13 protein-coding genes are annotated in these 17068 nt (G+C 37.6%); 9 read left to right on the top strand and 4 right to left on the bottom strand.

Annotated elements, in window-relative coordinates; all coding sequences use genetic code 11:
- Window positions 1-205 precede the first annotated feature (205 nt).
- Window positions 206-1615: a polysaccharide deacetylase family protein gene (locus BFM98_RS19885; RefSeq protein WP_048393300.1), complete on the bottom strand. Its 1410-nt coding sequence runs from the start codon at window positions 1613-1615 to the stop codon at window positions 206-208.
- Between the two features lie 339 nt (window positions 1616-1954).
- On the opposite strand from BFM98_RS19885, the gene BFM98_RS19890 reads away from it, so the two are divergent.
- Together BFM98_RS19890 and BFM98_RS19895 are read left to right on the top strand one after the other, a co-directional pair.
- Window positions 1955-2707: a threonine/serine exporter family protein gene (locus tag BFM98_RS19890; protein ID WP_066038236.1), complete on the top strand. Its 753-nt coding sequence runs from the start codon at window positions 1955-1957 to the stop codon at window positions 2705-2707.
- Between the two features lie 12 nt (window positions 2708-2719).
- On the top strand, window positions 2720-3196 hold the full coding sequence (locus BFM98_RS19895; protein ID WP_081010948.1) for a threonine/serine exporter family protein: 477 nt from the start codon (window positions 2720-2722) through the stop codon (window positions 3194-3196).
- A gap of 46 nt (window positions 3197-3242) precedes the next feature.
- Here BFM98_RS19895 and BFM98_RS19900 read toward each other — a convergent pair whose 3' ends face one another.
- Entirely contained in the window at window positions 3243-5264 is a 2022-nt protein-coding gene (locus BFM98_RS19900; protein ID WP_054549078.1) for an EAL domain-containing protein, read from the bottom strand.
- A 186-nt stretch (window positions 5265-5450) separates the two neighbouring features.
- On the opposite strand from BFM98_RS19900, the gene BFM98_RS19905 reads away from it, so the two are divergent.
- The 4 genes from BFM98_RS19905 to BFM98_RS19920 all read left to right on the top strand — a co-directional run bounded on the left by BFM98_RS19905 (window position 5451) and on the right by BFM98_RS19920 (window position 11183).
- Window positions 5451-6347, top strand: coding sequence for a DMT family transporter (locus BFM98_RS19905; RefSeq protein ID WP_066038237.1), 897 nt, complete (start codon window positions 5451-5453; stop codon window positions 6345-6347).
- A gap of 66 nt (window positions 6348-6413) precedes the next feature.
- On the top strand, window positions 6414-8135 hold the full coding sequence (locus BFM98_RS19910) for an ABC transporter ATP-binding protein (protein ID WP_048393307.1): 1722 nt from the start codon (window positions 6414-6416) through the stop codon (window positions 8133-8135).
- Window positions 8135-9967 (top strand): ABC transporter ATP-binding protein, encoded by a 1833-nt coding sequence (locus tag BFM98_RS19915; protein ID WP_066038238.1) that lies wholly within the window; start codon window positions 8135-8137, stop codon window positions 9965-9967. Before BFM98_RS19910 ends, BFM98_RS19915 begins: the two co-directional genes overlap by 1 nt.
- Before the next feature lie 346 nt (window positions 9968-10313).
- A complete protein-coding gene (locus BFM98_RS19920; protein ID WP_233436290.1) occupies window positions 10314-11183 on the top strand; it encodes a GNAT family N-acetyltransferase in 870 nt (289 codons plus the stop codon).
- 266 nt (window positions 11184-11449) lie between these two features.
- Here BFM98_RS19920 and helD read toward each other — a convergent pair whose 3' ends face one another.
- A complete protein-coding gene (gene helD, locus BFM98_RS19925; RefSeq protein WP_048393309.1) occupies window positions 11450-13675 on the bottom strand; it encodes an RNA polymerase recycling motor HelD in 2226 nt (741 codons plus the stop codon).
- A gap of 157 nt (window positions 13676-13832) precedes the next feature.
- On the opposite strand from helD, the gene BFM98_RS19930 reads away from it, so the two are divergent.
- Entirely contained in the window at window positions 13833-14549 is a 717-nt protein-coding gene (locus tag BFM98_RS19930; RefSeq protein ID WP_066038239.1) for a glycerophosphodiester phosphodiesterase, read from the top strand.
- A 91-nt stretch (window positions 14550-14640) separates the two neighbouring features.
- On the opposite strand, the gene BFM98_RS19935 is transcribed toward BFM98_RS19930, so the two are convergent.
- Entirely contained in the window at window positions 14641-15663 is a 1023-nt protein-coding gene (locus BFM98_RS19935) for a DUF2804 domain-containing protein (RefSeq protein WP_054549082.1), read from the bottom strand.
- Between the two features lie 182 nt (window positions 15664-15845).
- On the opposite strand from BFM98_RS19935, the gene BFM98_RS19940 reads away from it, so the two are divergent.
- Together BFM98_RS19940 and BFM98_RS19945 are read left to right on the top strand one after the other, a co-directional pair.
- Entirely contained in the window at window positions 15846-16340 is a 495-nt protein-coding gene (locus BFM98_RS19940) for an amidase domain-containing protein (RefSeq protein ID WP_004229655.1), read from the top strand.
- A 97-nt stretch (window positions 16341-16437) separates the two neighbouring features.
- Window positions 16438-17010, top strand: a complete 573-nt coding sequence (locus BFM98_RS19945; RefSeq protein WP_066038240.1) for a nitroreductase family protein — start codon at window positions 16438-16440, stop codon at window positions 17008-17010.
- Window positions 17011-17068: the final 58 nt, after the last annotated feature.

Here is a 17068-nt window from a genome sequence, read left to right on the forward strand (position 1 = left end):
GTGCAGTTCATAGCGTCACAGATGAGACCCTGGATGAACGTAGGTGAGTGAAGCGGCTCATCGGACGCCCTGGAAAGGACGCTGGCGGAACAGAAGTCAACCTCTCGCCTTGCAAAGTTGCTTTTTCTGCCGTTGACATCATCTTTTTCAACCAAAAAGAAAGTCCAATGAATATGGAGAAATTCATTGGACTTTTTGTTTATTACTATTGTCGATATGGCAGTATCTCGGATACAGTCACAAATTCATAGCCCTGCTCTTGTAAATAGGCAAGAACAGCGTCAAGTCCGTCTGCAGTGGATTGATGAATATCATGCATTAAGACAATGGCATTATTGTGTAAATTATTTTTTACGTGTGGCAATAGCTGCTGTGCATTTCGATGTTTCCAATCCAATGTATCAATTGTCCATAGCACAACAGGGATAGGAATCTCGGCATTAATTGTGTCATTAGTTGCACCGTATGGTGGTCTAAAAACTGTGGCACCTTGATTGATTGCCTTCTCAATTTCAGTGGCAGTCGTGTTATATTCTTTCATCACTTGTTCCTGCGTAAGCTTTGTTAAGACAGGGTGGTTCCACGAATGGTTTCCAATTTCATGACCGCGCGCAAGAACATCTTTTACGATGTCAGGATAGTATTGTACACGACTACCGAGCATGAAGAAAGTAGCCTTTGCGTGATACTTATCAAGAATATTTAAAATTTGCTCCGTGACTTTTGGATGTGGACCATCATCAAATGTTAAAGCAATACGTTTTTTATTCGGATCACCAGTTGGTGGTGGATTAATTGGTTTTACATTTTCCATTGCGATTTGAAATTCGGAGGCTAACAAAGGGTTAATAAGCGAAAGGGGTAGTTTCACTATTGGGGTACCTGCTGCTCCACTAGCAATCTCATATTCATCGAAATAGATTTGTAATGAATCATCAACAATAGCAAAGCGATTGAAGTTAGACCATTTTGGTTCGGTAGCTTTTAATAGTTCATCGTTGAAAAGCTCATCCTTTAATTGGAGGTTTTTTTGCAAATCTTTTCGGACGTTTACAGCCAACGTAGATAAGTTATTCTCATCATTTTGTAAGAGCGTTTGGATCGTAATTTGTTCGCCCGTTTCGTTGTTAATGAAGAATGTTTTTGTGGAGACCTCGTGATTGGCTCCACCTACATATAGCATTTTTGTTAGCACAAAGGAATAGTAATGCTCTCGGTACGGAAAAGTTTCTAGACTAATATTTAATTCACCCATAGCATCTGTATCTTTATTTTTCTTCATCGATGTTAGATAGTTTTCTTTTGAATCCGATATGTATTGTAATACGGCATCATTAAAAACCTCGTTATCTGTTTGTGGGTAATGTATAGCAAATGGTGTTCGTTTGTCATTTGAAACGTCTGTAACAATACGTATGCCTGGAAACGCAGAACTTTCGGTCGATAAATGACTATTCACCGATTCCGTCTCGGATTCTTTTGAAGCACTAATCTTTTGAAACTTAAAGTCATCCTTTGAAAGGATAATAAAAAGTATAATAGTTGTTAAGGTCACAATAAGGCTAAGTAATAAGAAATCAATTATTGGACCGCGTCTTTTTCTACGTTCCTGCATGGTTTTGGATACGCTCCCCTCTTTTTTTATTTTCTATACAATCAGACGTGCCAGTCATTAAAAAAGTTATACAAATCTAGAATCTTTTTATGTAATTTTGTGGAAAATTATTAAGATCACTTTTTCTTCAAAAATCAGCGAATTAATTGTAGTTGTACTTCTATTTAAGAGGTTGTAAAATACCTACTAAAATAGAAAAAACACATGCGTAATATTAGTGTAACTGTAAAAATAAATTGAAAGATAATCCATTGCTTAAGAAAAAAATTTTCAGTTGAGTTTTTATTGGCAGTTCGTTAATATTGGCAAGGAACCTTTTGAAGGAGGCAGATAGCTGCAATGGTCTTACAAGATGCGGATAATGAACTTACGATTGACTGTTTGTTGCTTGCAGGACGCATTATGATTGAAAGTGGTGCCGAAACATACCGTGTTGAGGATACGATGCTGCGTATGGCACATTCTCAAAATATGCCAAATGCTCAATGTTATGCCACACCAACGGGCATCATTTTTTCGTTAGGCAAGACACAGCCAACAAGAATTACATCAATTCCCAGTAGGGTTACAGATTTGCAAAAAATCGCCTTGGTAAATTCAGTATCTCGTAGACTCACATCTCAAATCATAACATTAGAAGAAGCTTATGACGAGTTAAAGTCGATACAAAAAACAAATTATTTTTTACCAACTTATTTGCAAGTTTTGGCAGCTGCGCTTGCTAGTGGTTGTTTCCTTATTATGTTTAAGGGTGGATGGTCGGATTTTCCGATAGCTTTTTTGGCAGGCGGGCTCGGTTTCCTAGTACTGGTAATCATTAATCATTTAACAAGGGTAAAGTTTTTTTCTGAATTTACTGCATCACTCGTCCTCGGCTTTGTTGCCTTCTTTGCAGTAAAGTATGGTTATGGTACTGAACTTGATAAAATTATTATTAGTTCCGTCATGCCACTAGTACCAGGTATTTTGATTACAAATGCTGTACGTGATTTAATGGCAGGTCATTTTATGTCAGGGATGGCAAAGGGAGCAGAGGCCTTTTTAACAGCCTTTGCTATTGGTGCAGCAATCGCCGTCACACTAGGATATTAGGAGGCGGATAATATGCAGATGATGGACATTATTATACAATTAATAGTTAGTTTTTTTGCGACAGCTGGGATTGCCATTATTTTTAATGTTCCTAGAAAAACACTACTTCATTGCGGACTCGTTGGGGTAATTGGCTGGATTATATACTATGTTCTAACAGAGCAAGGCATGGATGTTGTCAAAGCTTCTTTCTTTGGCTCATTTGTCATTGCCATCGTTGCTCATTTATATGCCCGACGCTTTAAAATACCCATGATTATTTTTATTGTTGGGGGAATTATACCATTAGTACCAGGGGGCATGGCTTATAATGCAATGAGAAATGTGGTAGAAGATGATTACTTACAAGGCTTGCAATATGGCTTAAAGGCATTTTTAATTACAGGTGCTATTGTTATTGGACTAGTTTTTGCAGAAGTAATTATCCAACTCATATTCCGCTCAGTTCGTTCCAGTAAAGTAAAATTACAAAAGGTTTATAAAAAATAGAAGGAGACTGCGTGCAAAATAAACGCAGCCTCCTTCTTCATTATTGTTATTTTGTCAGTAATAGTTCAATCTCTTCAGGTGTAACAGGTTTACTAATATAATAGCCCTGAATGGCATCGCAGCCGTAAGTGATTAATAGATCTGCTTGTTCAGCTGTTTCTACACCTTCAGCGACCACTTTCAATTCCATGGATTTACCTAGTTGTACCATACCATTCATAAGCTTTTGGCTCTTTTCGGATTTCAAGAGTGAATTTGTAAACGTTTGATCGATTTTTAATGTACTTATTGGTAAAATTTGCATATATCTAAATGAGCCGTAGCCAGTACCGAAATCATCTAATACAAAAGAAATGCCTTCGTTTTCAAGCTTACGCATTTGCTGTGCAATAGACGTTGCGGCTTCAGCTTCTAAAGCAAATTTTTCAGTAATCTCAATTTGTAATAGGTTCGCTGGACAACCTGTTTTTGTAATCATTTCAAGTATAGATTTTGCCATATTCTTATCACGGAATTCGCGTACAGAAGAGTTAATAGATACTTTTAAATCATAGCCAGCCTTTTTCCAAAGTAATGCTTGTTCACATGCCTTTTCCAGCATGAAGGACCCAATATTATTAATTAGACCTGTTTCTTCAGCGATAGGAATTAACTCATCAGGCGTTACGACACCTATGACCTCATCTTCCCAACGTACAAGTGCTTCAACAGCAGTAACTTTTCCAGAATACACATCGATTTGTGGTTGATAGAGTACCTTCAAGTTCTTTTGGTCAAGTGCTTGGAGTAAGCGCTTTTCAATTAATGCTTTACGATTTAAAGCTTTATGTGTTGCTGTTGATAAAGAAACAATTTTATCTCCGCCAGCCTCACGGACTGTTGAAATAGTAGCAATGGATGCCTTCATAAGCTGAGAGAATGTTGATTGATCCTCAGGATATCTAGTTATGCCACCACTAATAGAAATTGGTACAGCAATATTGCCGCTATAAATCGGATGTTGTTGTAAGTAAGATAAAAAGCCTTGAATAAACCATTCACTTAAAGGCGTAATGACAACAAAATCATTTTCATTTATACGAGCCATCGTGCTATCTTGGAAATACATTTTTATACGATTTGTAAATTCAACAATAAGGCTTTGATCGATTTGTTGATCATGTAATTCTTTAAGTGTATAAAATTTATCAATACTTAGATAAACAAATGAAAAGTGTCTCTCATCGTCAATCATATTGGTGATTACTTTTTCAAGTCGATGTGCATTCATCAAACCAGTTTCTGTATCGATGTAAGCAATTTTTTCAAGTTGGTGTTGAATCGTTTTTGATTTAGTTACATCCTTTTCAATTAGGATAAACTGTTGTTCATTTGTTTCAAGATTAACGAGGGGGATAGCCGTTAGTAGCACCCAATAGGATTGCCCCGTTTTTGTAATTTTTTCAACTTCTCCTTGCCATGTATGACCATTATTTAAATTACGCCAGATCGTATGTGTTATTTTTTCACTCATTTCATTATCAGGGAACAGTTGCCAAAAGGTTTTGCCGATAACACGCTTTGGTGTCCATTGGCTTGTTTTTAGAAATTCATTATTACATTCCAAGATAAATCCATCGTGATCGAGTGTAACGGTCATAAAGGTTGCATCTAAACCTTGCTTAAGGTTTACAAAGGTATTGCATTGAGAGATAGCCTGCGTCATTAATTCTGGGAGCATAAAAATCAATAGAATAAAACGTTCTCCCTCATCTGTAAAAGGTTTAGCTAGCAGAGCTGTTGTTATTTCTGCATTTGAAGTTGTGTGTACTTGAATTTTTTCTAGATACGTACTGTCCTCATTTTGTAAAATAGATTGAAGTGTTTCGACAGGAAGCTGACGCAGTAGATTTTCGTGTATAGATGGAGTAGTATTTCCTTTAATATCATTAGCTGATAAGCCAATCAGATGTTCAGCACTCTTTCCCCAGACTGTTGCTTGTCCATCTTGATTAATGATAATTGCAGGAAAAGGAAGTGAATTTAAATAATGTTCATCAATCGTAAATGATTTATGCATATGACTCATGATTATTCGATCTCCTTGGGTAATCAATATATACTAATATTATAGATAATAATCGGGAATTAGTCATTATGAATATATTTGTAAATATTTGATAGTAAAAATTAATAGGACTTTTCTAGTGAAATATAAGAAATGATTTGAAGAAAAGTAACAATTTTTAGTACGTATATAGGAAGCAGGATTGGTATGAAACGTTTAAAAGGAATAATATTTATCGTCTCGGGTGCTATGTTATGGGGAGCAACTGGCCCTTTAATGGAGTGGTTGCTTAATCATACACCTTTGACTGTATCCTTTATGTTAACAATCCGTTTATCGGTTGCAGGTATATTACTACTTACATATTTATTGTTAACAGGAAAAAATATTTTTGGAATTTGGCAGCACAAGCTATGGGGGAGGCAACTCATAGTTTTTGGTATTGCAGGTATGCTTGGTGTCCAATTTACATTTGTTGCTGCAATTAATGAAAGTAATGCTGTGCTTGCTACCTTACTACAGTTTTTAGCGCCAATATTTGTTGTCGCGTATGTCTCTCTTAGTTTAAAGAAATGGCCACCAAAATATCAAGTGTTAGGTATTATTGGTACCCTTATAGGGTTATTTCTGTTACTAACGAATGCATCATTTGAAAGTTTACTTATTAGTCCAAAAGCCTTGTTGTGGGGAATAGGAGTAGGCTTAACATTTGCATTTTACACCTTGTATCCTGCACGCTTAATGAAGGAGTGGAGTGTGCTTTTAGTAGTGGGCTGGGGGATGCTGGTGGGTGGCTTCACTTTGGGCTTAGTAAGCCGTGTTTGGCAGCAGTCCACTCAATGGGTTGTTCTAGTAGATTTTAAAATTTTAATGTTATTAGTTGCTTTAATATTTTTTGGAACAGTAGCTTTTATATTGTTTTTAAGTAGTATGAAATACATTACGGCAGTTGAAACGAGCATTCTTTCTAGTATTGAACCATTAACAGCAATGGTGATCTCTGTTATTATTTTCGGTACTTCTTTAGGTTTTTGGCAATTAATAGGAGTATTCGTTATGCTTGTTTGTGTAACCTGGCTTTCTATAGTAGGAGAAAAAGCATAAATATACTATAGTGTTAGTAGTTTTTAACTATCATTAAATTTTATCTACCAACAAGGGGGAAAGAATATGAAAGAAGTTTTTTCCTATGTAAAGCCATATAAATGGACAGCTATTTTTGCTTTATGTTTAATGCTTTTAGAGTTATTTGTAGAGCTTGTGCAGCCACTCATTATGGCAAAAATAATCGACGAGGGAGTAAGGGCACAAAATCAAGGAATGGTTTTGCAATGGGGGGCTGTTTTACTTGGGCTATCTTTTGTTGCCTTTCTGGCGGGCGTTATCAATTCTTATTTTTCTTCACATACAGCTCAAAGCTTTTCATATGATCTTCGAAATGCCCTGTTTGATAGGATTCAATCCTTTACGCTAGCAACCTATCAAAAATTCTCCACTGCATCGCTTATTACTCGATTAACAAATGATGTTACACAGGTACAAACGGTGCTGTTTATGAGCTTACGTATTATGCTTCGAGCGCCACTTGCTGTGATAGGAAGCATTATTATGGCTTTTGTCGTAAATCCGAAATTAGCTTTATTTTTAGTTATTGGTGCACCGATCATTTTTATTTTTCTTCTTTTTATGGTGGCAAAAGGTGTGACTTATTTTGGGCGTGTACAAAAGAGGGTTGATCGTTTAAACAGAGTTTTACAGGAGAATTTACAGGCGATACGATTAGTAAAGGCTTACTTAAGAGGGGCATATGAGGCTACACGCTTTGATGAAGTTGCATCACGGTTAAAGGTTGATACTGTGAAGGCCTTACGCATAATGGAATATATTATGCCGGTTCTTTTGTTCATTATGAATATGAGCCTGCTCGCAGTTTTATGGTTTGGTACAAAACAAATTGCTACAGGAACAACGCCACTTGGTGATATTGTGGCTATTGTGAATTATGCAATGCGTATGACAGGCTCATTTTCAATGTTCGCTTTTATTATTATCTTCTACGCACGTGCAAAGGCATCTGCAGAACGTATGGCAGAAATCCTTTCCGTTGAAAATGAGGTTGAAGATACATCTCTTTTAGAAGAAGTAGGTCATGCCACACAATATGGAGAATTAACCTTTGACCATGTTAGTTTTACTTATCCAGGAGGAGATGTTCCTGTTCTGTCAGATGTGAGCTTTCAAGTTAAGTCTGGCGAGAAACTAGCGATCATGGGGGCAACTGGTGCAGGAAAATCAACATTATTACAGCTCATTCCTCGGTTCTATGAAGTAACGCAAGGCAGAATACTTGTGGAAGGTCAGGATGTGCAACATTGGGATTTACAAGAGTTGCGGGAAGTGATTGGCTATGTCCCCCAGCAGTCATTGTTATTTACAGGAAGTATTGCAGATAATGTGCGTTGGGGAGATACACAGGCTGAAATGGATGCTGTATTACAGGCTACAATGCAGGCGCAAATTCATGCATCTGTTGAAGATTTTCCAAATGGTTATGATACCAAGGTTGGGCAAAAGGGTGTCAATTTATCTGGGGGGCAAAAACAGAGGTTATCTATAGCTAGAGCTCTTTTGAGAAAGGGACATATTTTAATGCTTGATGATAGTACTAGTGCTTTAGATGTGAAAACTGAACAGTCTTTGTGGGCGGCACTGAGTGAAGAAAAAGCAACGATGCTTGTTGTTACACAAAAAATACGTACAGCTAAAGGTGCAGATCGCATTTTACTGATTGATGCTGGAAAAGTAGTTGCTTATGGCACACATGAAGAGCTTTTAGAGACTTCCTCGCTTTATAAAAAAATAGCTATCTCTCAACAGGAGGTGGAGGATTAATGGGATTTTTCCAGAAACCTTTTGGCTATGAACCGCTTTTGACAAAAGATGATCTGAAACAGGGTGTGAAGAAAAAGAAGGGGCCACGTGCAGCTGATTGGAGAAGTACATTGCTGCGGTTATGGAAAATTGTCGACGAACAACGTGCACTGCTTATTGTGGTGCTCTTATTAGTGATGATTAGCTCCATATTAGCTTTAGTTGGTCCTTATGTAATCGGTCAAATGATTGATCACTATGTTATGCATGGCGAGCTTTCAGGCTTAGATAAAGGGATTGGCTTATTAATTGGTATTTATGTGTTATTAGCCGTTTCACTTTTCCTACAAAACTATTGGATGATTGGCATCGCCCAGCAAACGATCTATAGATTAAGGACAAGTGTATTCACTCATTTTCAAAGACTGCCAGTGGCATTCTTTGATCGTCGTCAGCATGGAGAATTGATGAGTAGAATGACGAATGATATTGAAGCTGTCAGCTCAACATTGAACAGTTCCTTTATTCAGGTATTTTCAAGTGTTCTTACGCTTGGTGGAACCGTCATTATTATGCTCAGTTTAAGCCCATTGCTGACAGTTCTGACGATGATCATTATTCCACTGATGTTTTGGGCGATGCGATGGATTACACGTCGTACAGCACCACTGTTTAAAGAACAGCAGGTAGCTATTGGCGCCTTAAACGGGATGATCGAAGAAACAATTTCAGGACAGCGGATTGTGAAGGCATTTTCACAAGAGGAGCGAATGAAAGCAGAATTTCGTGAAAAAAGTTTGCGCTTAAAAAGAACTGGTTTTTGGGCACAGACATACTCAGGTTATATTCCTAAAGTTATGAACTTCTTAAATAATATGAGCTTTACCATTGTAGCAGGTGTAGGAGGAGTTCTTGCGTTATATGGACATGTATCGATAGGGGTAATTGTTATATTCACTGAATATGCACGACAATTTACACGTCCTTTAAATGATTTAGCAAACCAGTTTAATACAGTACTGTCAGCCATTGCTGGTGCAGAACGTGTATTTTCCTTGCTTGATGAACAACCAGAGGCAGAAAATGTGTCAGCACAAAAGCATCAGCTATTGGGACATGTAACGTTTAAGCAGGTGTACTTCAAATATGAACTAGAAGAAGAGGGGTACACACTAAAAAATGTAGACTTTAAAGTGGAACCTGGTCAAACGGTAGCCCTTGTTGGTGCAACTGGGGCTGGTAAAACGACAATCCTTCAACTTATTGCAAGATTTTATGACGTCTCAAAGGGAGAGGTATTATTTGATGGTATAAATGTACAGCAAATTGATCGACAATCCCTTCGTTCACAAATGGCCTTTGTCTTACAGGATCCATTTTTGTTTGAGGCTTCTGTTCGCGAGAATATCCGATATGGTAGACTGGATGCGAGTGATGCAGAGATTGAGGAAGCGGCCAAGCAAGCTAATGCACATGAATTCATTATGAAACTAAAGGATGGGTATGATACTATTCTTGCAGCGGATGGACGCGAGATTTCCCAAGGCCAAAAGCAATTACTTTCTATAGCAAGGGCACTTATTGCTGATCCGAAAATTTTACTATTGGATGAAGCGACAAGCAGTATCGATACTGTGACAGAACTGGCGATACAAGAGGCACTCGATACGTTAATGCAAGGGCGCACGAGCTTTGTGATCGCGCATCGTTTAAATACTGTCCATAATGCCGATATGGTCTTAGTGATGCAAAAAGGGGAATTAGTGGAGGCTGGACCTCAGCAAAAGCTAATCGAATCAGGTGGTCTTTATGCACAAATGCTGCATTCATCCTCACACCATCTTGAGGAATAGATGGAAAAAGAGCAATTTCATTTGAAGTTGCTCTTTTTTATTGAATTAAAATGTTATTAATTTGAATAAATGGTATAATTATTATATAACATTATTAAAATATGAAACAGTAGATAGTTTAAAAGTAATGGGTTGTGAAAGAATAAATATCTCTATTTTAGAAAAATTAGTATATTATTTCTAGTAAATTTCAGTCATTTTACTGAATTTTTATAGTATAAATCCTTTTATTTTTCTAATATTTGAAGTAAAATTCTGATTAATAGCGGGTATTAATATATTTTGTTGCCAGCTTATTTTCATTCTTGCTACAATAGGGCAATAGTCTGTTACAGGAACGGAGTAAATGATGAATATTTCAGTGATGACAGTGTCTTTTCCATTAGATGGAGAAACATTGAAAGAAGTAAAGTTATTATGTGAAGAAGCAACAGTTCAAGATTATCGAGTCTATGAAACCATTATGAATGTACCTATGGCTAGCTCTTTCGAGAATAAAGGCTTCATGGTACTAGCGTATGAGGATGATAAGGATTTATTAGTTGGTGCTGCTAGTGCTATCGACTTAATGGGACTTCATACATATGAGTGGTCATTAGTGGTGACACCTGCATATCGACAAAAGGGTATTGGAACTGCCTTAGTTGAGGGTATACAAGTAGGGCTAAAAGAAAGAGGGGCAGAGGGGCAATTAGCTGTAGTAATTGATGGTTCCCCTTATGGGCATACATTTATTGAAAACAAAGGGTTTACCTATAGTTTTTCAGAAACGACCCTAGAAACAAAAGCAGAGCCCGTTACATTACGAAGTGATATAAATATTCAAGCCTATAACGGAGAGCAAGCTGAACTGATTACTATTTATTGTGAGGCTTTTGGAGATCTACCCGAAGAATCAGAAGAGCTTATTGCTTTTAATACATCAACAAATGGAAGAGAGCTTTGGGTTGCTTACAGAGATGGTGCAGTTGTTGGCACAGTGACTACAGCTAAGGAAAATGAAATCCAGTGGGTAACTGCACTTGCTGTACATCCAAATTGTGAAGGACAAGGTATTGGGACAGCCCTTCTTTCCTTTTCAAAGGATTATGCGAGTAAGGTTGGTGCAGCGTTTGTCATGCTAGATGTAGAAGTAGACAATAAAAAAGCACTTTCTGTCTATGAAAAAGCAGGCTTTATGAAAGCACAGCAAATTGATTATTATGTAAAACAATAGAAAAAGGGGTGATGAGAGGTATTTAATATCAACTCATCGCCCTTTTTTATCATAATCACCTACTATCTTCATATAATATTAATAAGCTTTAAGAAAGGAGTCGTGATCATGCGCATGCCAGCATTGCCAAAGAAGAAGTCTCCTCCGAAGGAAGCCCCTAATTCATGGTGGAAAGTTGTGAAAGCTTATTTATCCAAAGGGAAGTTTTATAAATTACCCCCAAGAAATTAATGATGCAAAGAAAAAAGTCGCCTTTTAGCGACTTTTTAATTTTCTAATAAAAATGTCTTTTTGGATGGACCGATTAAGTATAGCTCGTGCATGGCTCGTGTAAGAGCTACATAAAGTAGCTTTCGGTCAATTGGTGTATCGTAAAATGGTGTATCGTAGGCAGCTACAATGACAGCATCAAATTCAAGTCCCTTAGCTAAGTGACTTGGCACAACAAGTAACATTTCTTGATTAATAGATTCATTTTCCGTTAGTAGTTGTGAAGCAATATCATTGTCTTTTAATGCCTGTTGCATAGTAATGGCTTCTGCAGTAGTTTTGCAAATTAAAGCGATGGATCGATGGCCATTTTGACGAATAGCTTCAAAAATCTCTTTAACTTTGAAGGCATCGAATTGCTCTGCTTGAATAAAACTTGGTACTTTACCGTGACGCACAACGGGTTCTACTAAAGGTAGCTGTTCATTCATTTGCGCTAGAATTTGATTCGCGACTTCCATAATTTCAATTGTTGTTCGATAGCTTTTTTGCAAAGTGCGGAAGCTTGCACGAGGAAATAAGCTTTGGACAGGCTCCCAGGCTGTTAATGAGCGATAGCTATGGATACCTTGTGCTAAATCACCGACCATAGTAAACATATCTGTATCAAGACCTGCTTTTAAAGCAGCAAGCTGAAATAAACTGTAATCTTGGACCTCATCGATAAAGACAACACGCATCTTCCATTCATCTGCAATGCCTTTTAAACGTGCTTGTAAATAGTATAGTGCAGCTAAATCTTCGAGTGCCCATTGTTCTTTACGATGTGCCTGCAAAAATTGTTGCTGTTCAAGGTAATGCCATTCAGGGGCGAGTTCTGCTAATAATTCTGCATCGGTGAGAAGGGTACGATAGAGTGTTTTAATATTATGTTTGGGAAAGCGACGCATATAAGCTGATGCCGTTGTCTTCGTTTCTTTTTCAATGGCAGGAATTCGTTCATCACGCTCATCAATGAATTTTGTGACAACACGTCGCCGTTTTTCATCATCTCGAATTCCATTTAAGGCTTTACCCAATGCTTCATCATACTTTTTATGGAGTGTAGCTAAAACAGCCTGTTTTTTTTGACGTACATGGCTTGCTAAGACCTTTTTAATATGTTCAAGTCGCTTTTCGATAGGCATATATGAGAATTCATATAAAAACAGCTTCTTCAGGTGGGAAGCACGCATGATACAGTATTTTTCAATATAGACATCTTCGAATTGCTCTGCGATCTTTTGTTCCAGCTTTTGTACGTAGCGTTCGATGACATCACGATAGTAAAGTGAACCTTTCATTTCAGCAATCCAGGCAGTAGGCTGACTGCCTCCAGCAACGAGCAATTCTAATTGTTCATTTGGATTTTGAAGCTTAAGCTTTAATTTAGTGGCAGAAAGAACGTAGTCTGTAAAAGTAGTTTGGCATATTTTATCGACGCCAAGCTCTGGTAAAACATCGCCTATATAATCAATAAATAACTTATTCGGTGCTAAAATCATGAGCTGCTCAGGATTAAAATGTTCACCCATTGTATAAAGGAAATAGGATATTCTGTGTAGAGCAATGGTTGTTTTTCCACTACCAGCAGCACCTTGCACAATAATTGGTTGACGAAGATGTGCTCGAATAATTTCATTTTGTTCCTTTTGAATGGTTGAAACAATTTCAGTTAGACGGACATCAGCTTTTCCAGCTAATGCTTCTTGTAGTAGTTCATCATTTGTTGTTAGATCAATATCTCGTATATCGAGTAATTCGCCATTTTCGATCTTGTATTGCCTTTTAGCAAAGAGATGTCCTTTATGAACTTCACCACGGACATCGTACTCCATGTCACCAAGACGTCCATCATAATAAACATTAGCTACGGGTGAGCGCCAGTCAACAATAATGGGCTCATGGGTTTCACGATGAAATAGTGATGTTTTCCCAATATAAAGGAATTCTTCTGGGTCACCGGTTTTTTGGAAATGGATTCTAGCGAAATAGGGCTTCTTGCGAACGGCCTCTAGACCTTCTTTTTGATTACGTGCCATTTCAAAAAATCTGGCATTTGTTAAGATATTTAAATAACTTAAACTCGAATCTAAGTAATCAAGATCGGCCATAGATTTGCGGATATTTTCTTGAGCAGATTTTAAATCTCGTTGTGATTCGTCTAATATTTGTTGCATATAGCCTTGGGTATACGCTAACCGCTCTACTTCAGCCTGAAAATCTGGATGTTGTACAGTCATTTTTTAGCACCTCCTAGGTACTTACAATTTCAAAGTAGATTATCATACTACTATATATAATATTTACCAGCAAGTGAAAGCTAAAATGTTAATTATGCTACTATTACATGGGGCTGGAAGGTTTTTCTTTGAATAATAATAGAGGAGGTTATTGAATTTGGACATATTTGCACATAGAGGTGTTTCGATAAACTATCCAGAAAATACGATGTCTGCCTTTCAAGCAGCATCAAAGCTTCCTATAGCAGGGATAGAGCTAGACGTTCATTTAACCGCAGATAAAGAGGTAGTGGTTATTCATGATGAGACCATTGATCGTACCTCCAATGGCTCAGGCTATGTAAAAGATTTTACATTACAACAATTACGTACATTTGATTTTGGCTCGTGGTTTTCACGGGAGTTCGGAGATGAAGTAATTCCTACCTTAGGGGAAGTGTTGGAGTTATTTGAAGGTACCAATCACCGTATCAATATTGAACTGAAAACAGACATTATTGCATATGAAGGAATCGAAGCGCTCGTGCTCAAAGAAGTAGCAGCACAGCAAATGACAGAGCGGGTGATCATTTCATCTTTCAATCATGAATCATTGCAAACAATATCAAAAATAGCGCCTTATATAGAAAGTGCAGCATTGTTTGCAGAGGTGCTGGTGGATTTCCCAACTTACATTGCTCTTATACCAGCTAAGGCGTTACATGTAAGTTTGCCAACTTCCTTCCGTAAATCAGTTAAACTAGCTCTCGCTGAAGGTGCAACTGTACGTGTGTATACCGTCAATGAACAACGCGATGCTCGAAGTTTACAACAGCTCGGTGTACAGGCGATATTTACAGATGATCCAGAAAAAATATTAAGAGCCCTTAGTTAGAGCAAAAGTGGACAGTTAGTAGACAAAAGCTTCCGTGGAATCATTTGCATTTTCAAAATACCCACGGAAAGCAACGTCTTCTAGAGGGTTTTTACCATTTTGCACGATGTTCCTCAATACATCCGAGCATTTGTTGAATAACCAGTGTTTCACCATTGTCGAGTAAAATAGAACCGTCGTAATAGCCAAATAGTTGATGTACCTCTGATTTAACTAGTTTGGCATTCGTTTGGGCTATACGCTCAAAAAAGGGTGAAAAGGTTAAGGAGACCTGATTAGAAAATTTTGTTTTCACTTTCCAACGCTGCATATAATCTTCAGAATCATATTGAAATAATAAATCCTCATGTATTTTTGTCATTTTACCATCAACAAAAACAGCATTTTCAGTCATGCCTGTGCCATCTGTCCATTTACCTCCTAAATTAAGTCCGATGCGTCGTCCACGTACTCGTTGAGAGGCCATTCCCCAATTCCATAATGCTTCACGTGGCCATACACCTCGTCCATAATCCAACACAGCAAAATTCTCCTCAGCTGAGAAATTAAAACGCCGAGTACCAATTGTGACAACACCTGATGTTGGCAATATGTGATGCTTGCCTGTGAACTGAAATGTTTTGCGATTCCAAGGAATGACTACATTTAAGGTTTCGTCCGCTGGTGGGTGCTGAATGATAAGCTTTGCTCGTAAAACATCTCCGTCAAAGTTTGGTATGGAAACAGATAGATGTGTTTCATTTTGTATATATAATAAATCAATCATCATTTCACTATTTTTAAATGAAACAGATTCTAAAACCTGTGTAGGCATTTTTAGTTTACCACCAAAGGGGATTGTGATCGTTTTTTCAAAATAGCGCTGTGTTTCATATTCAAGGAAATAAACGAAGCAGACTGCTGCGTAATCTAGATGACTAATCGTAGCTGAAAACAAGATTTCATCACCGTAGACACACCAATAGTTCCATTTCTTTTTGCGCATGAGATGGCCGCTTAAATTGCTATTAATAAGTGGTTTGCGTGCAAATCCGATGGCTGCTGGATTTAAATTACCTTTTTTATCGCATAAAAGAGTTGGCTGTAAAATCTCTTTTTCAGCATGCTGCCTCACATTCAACATCCCTTCTGGTCATAAAATAAAATTGACATATCTTTAATCCTTATTGTAGCAAAAATGTTCTTGAAATTGGAAAGGAACATGCTGAATATAATGGATTTCAATAAGAATTATGAGGAAGGACCTAACTAATAGAAATGCTTAAATAGACATATGATGGCATGAGGAGGTTATGTATGGCAAAAATGTATAATAGGCAGGCTGCAGTTCAATATGCTAATTTGTGGTGGAACAGACGCAATCCTGCTTTTCCAAATTTTGATGTAGATTGCACGAACTATATATCTCAGTGTTTACTTGCAGGAGGGGCACCGATGCGAGGTGCACCAAGTAGAGAGAAAGGCTGGTGGATTCAGCAAGGGAATTGGAGCTTTAGCTGGTCTGTTGCCCATTCATTACGATGGTATTTAGAAGGATCTACAACAGGATTGAAGGGTAGACGTGTTCAATATGCAGAGGAACTAGAGCTTGGAGATGTCATTTTTTATGATTTTCAAGGGAATGGTAGAATTGACCACTCCGTTATTGTTACAAGTATTCAAAATGGTATTCCTTATGTGAATGCCCACACCTCAGATAGTATTAATCGACCTTATTTTTACGAGGATTCCACCGCCTATACGCCAAGCATGACCTACTTTTTCTATCATATAGATGACAGCTTTGCTTAGGAACAGGTAGTTTTAAAGCATACAAATATATGATAATGTGAAAGATAGAAGAGATAAACTCTAATATGTTGTCTTATGGTAGAAGGAGAATTGATATATGAGCGAACAAATTTTATCTGTTAGAGATGCAATTATTCAACGTCGTTCCATTAAAAAGTTTAATGGCCAGCCTGTAGAGCGTGAGGATTTAATGGCTATTATTGACGATGCAGTATGGGCTCCCAATCATGGTAATCGTGAGCCGTGGCGATTAGTTGTTGCCTGTGGAAAGGAATTAACAAATCTTCACCAGCTATTACGTGACTTAACAATTCCTAAATGGCAGGAGTTTTCAAGCGAAGATTTAGCGAAGCAGATGTTGAAATTTACATTACCAGGTGGCTATGCCTTTGTTATCGTTCCAGAGGATGCGCGTCAAAAAGAACGTTTAGAAGATTATGCAGCAGCAAGTACATTTATTCAAAACATGCAGTTACTGGCATGGGATAAAGGCATAGGCTCTTGCTGGAAAACACCAGGATTCCTAGATAATCCAAAATTCCGTGAAGCTTTAAAGGTACAGCCAGGTGAGCGTGTCATTGCTATGCTACAAGTTGGTTATTTTGATGAAGTGCCAAAAGGTAAAGAGCGCAAACAAGCAGCTGATATCGTTACGATTTTTGGTGAGTAATCAAATAAAAAAATCCCTTCACTTTGACAGTGAGGGGATTTCAGACTGTAGACAAACT

It is taken from the genome of Lysinibacillus sp. AR18-8 (assembly GCF_001705465.1).
In the GTDB taxonomy this organism is placed as follows: domain Bacteria; phylum Bacillota; class Bacilli; order Bacillales_A; family Planococcaceae; genus Lysinibacillus; species Lysinibacillus capsici.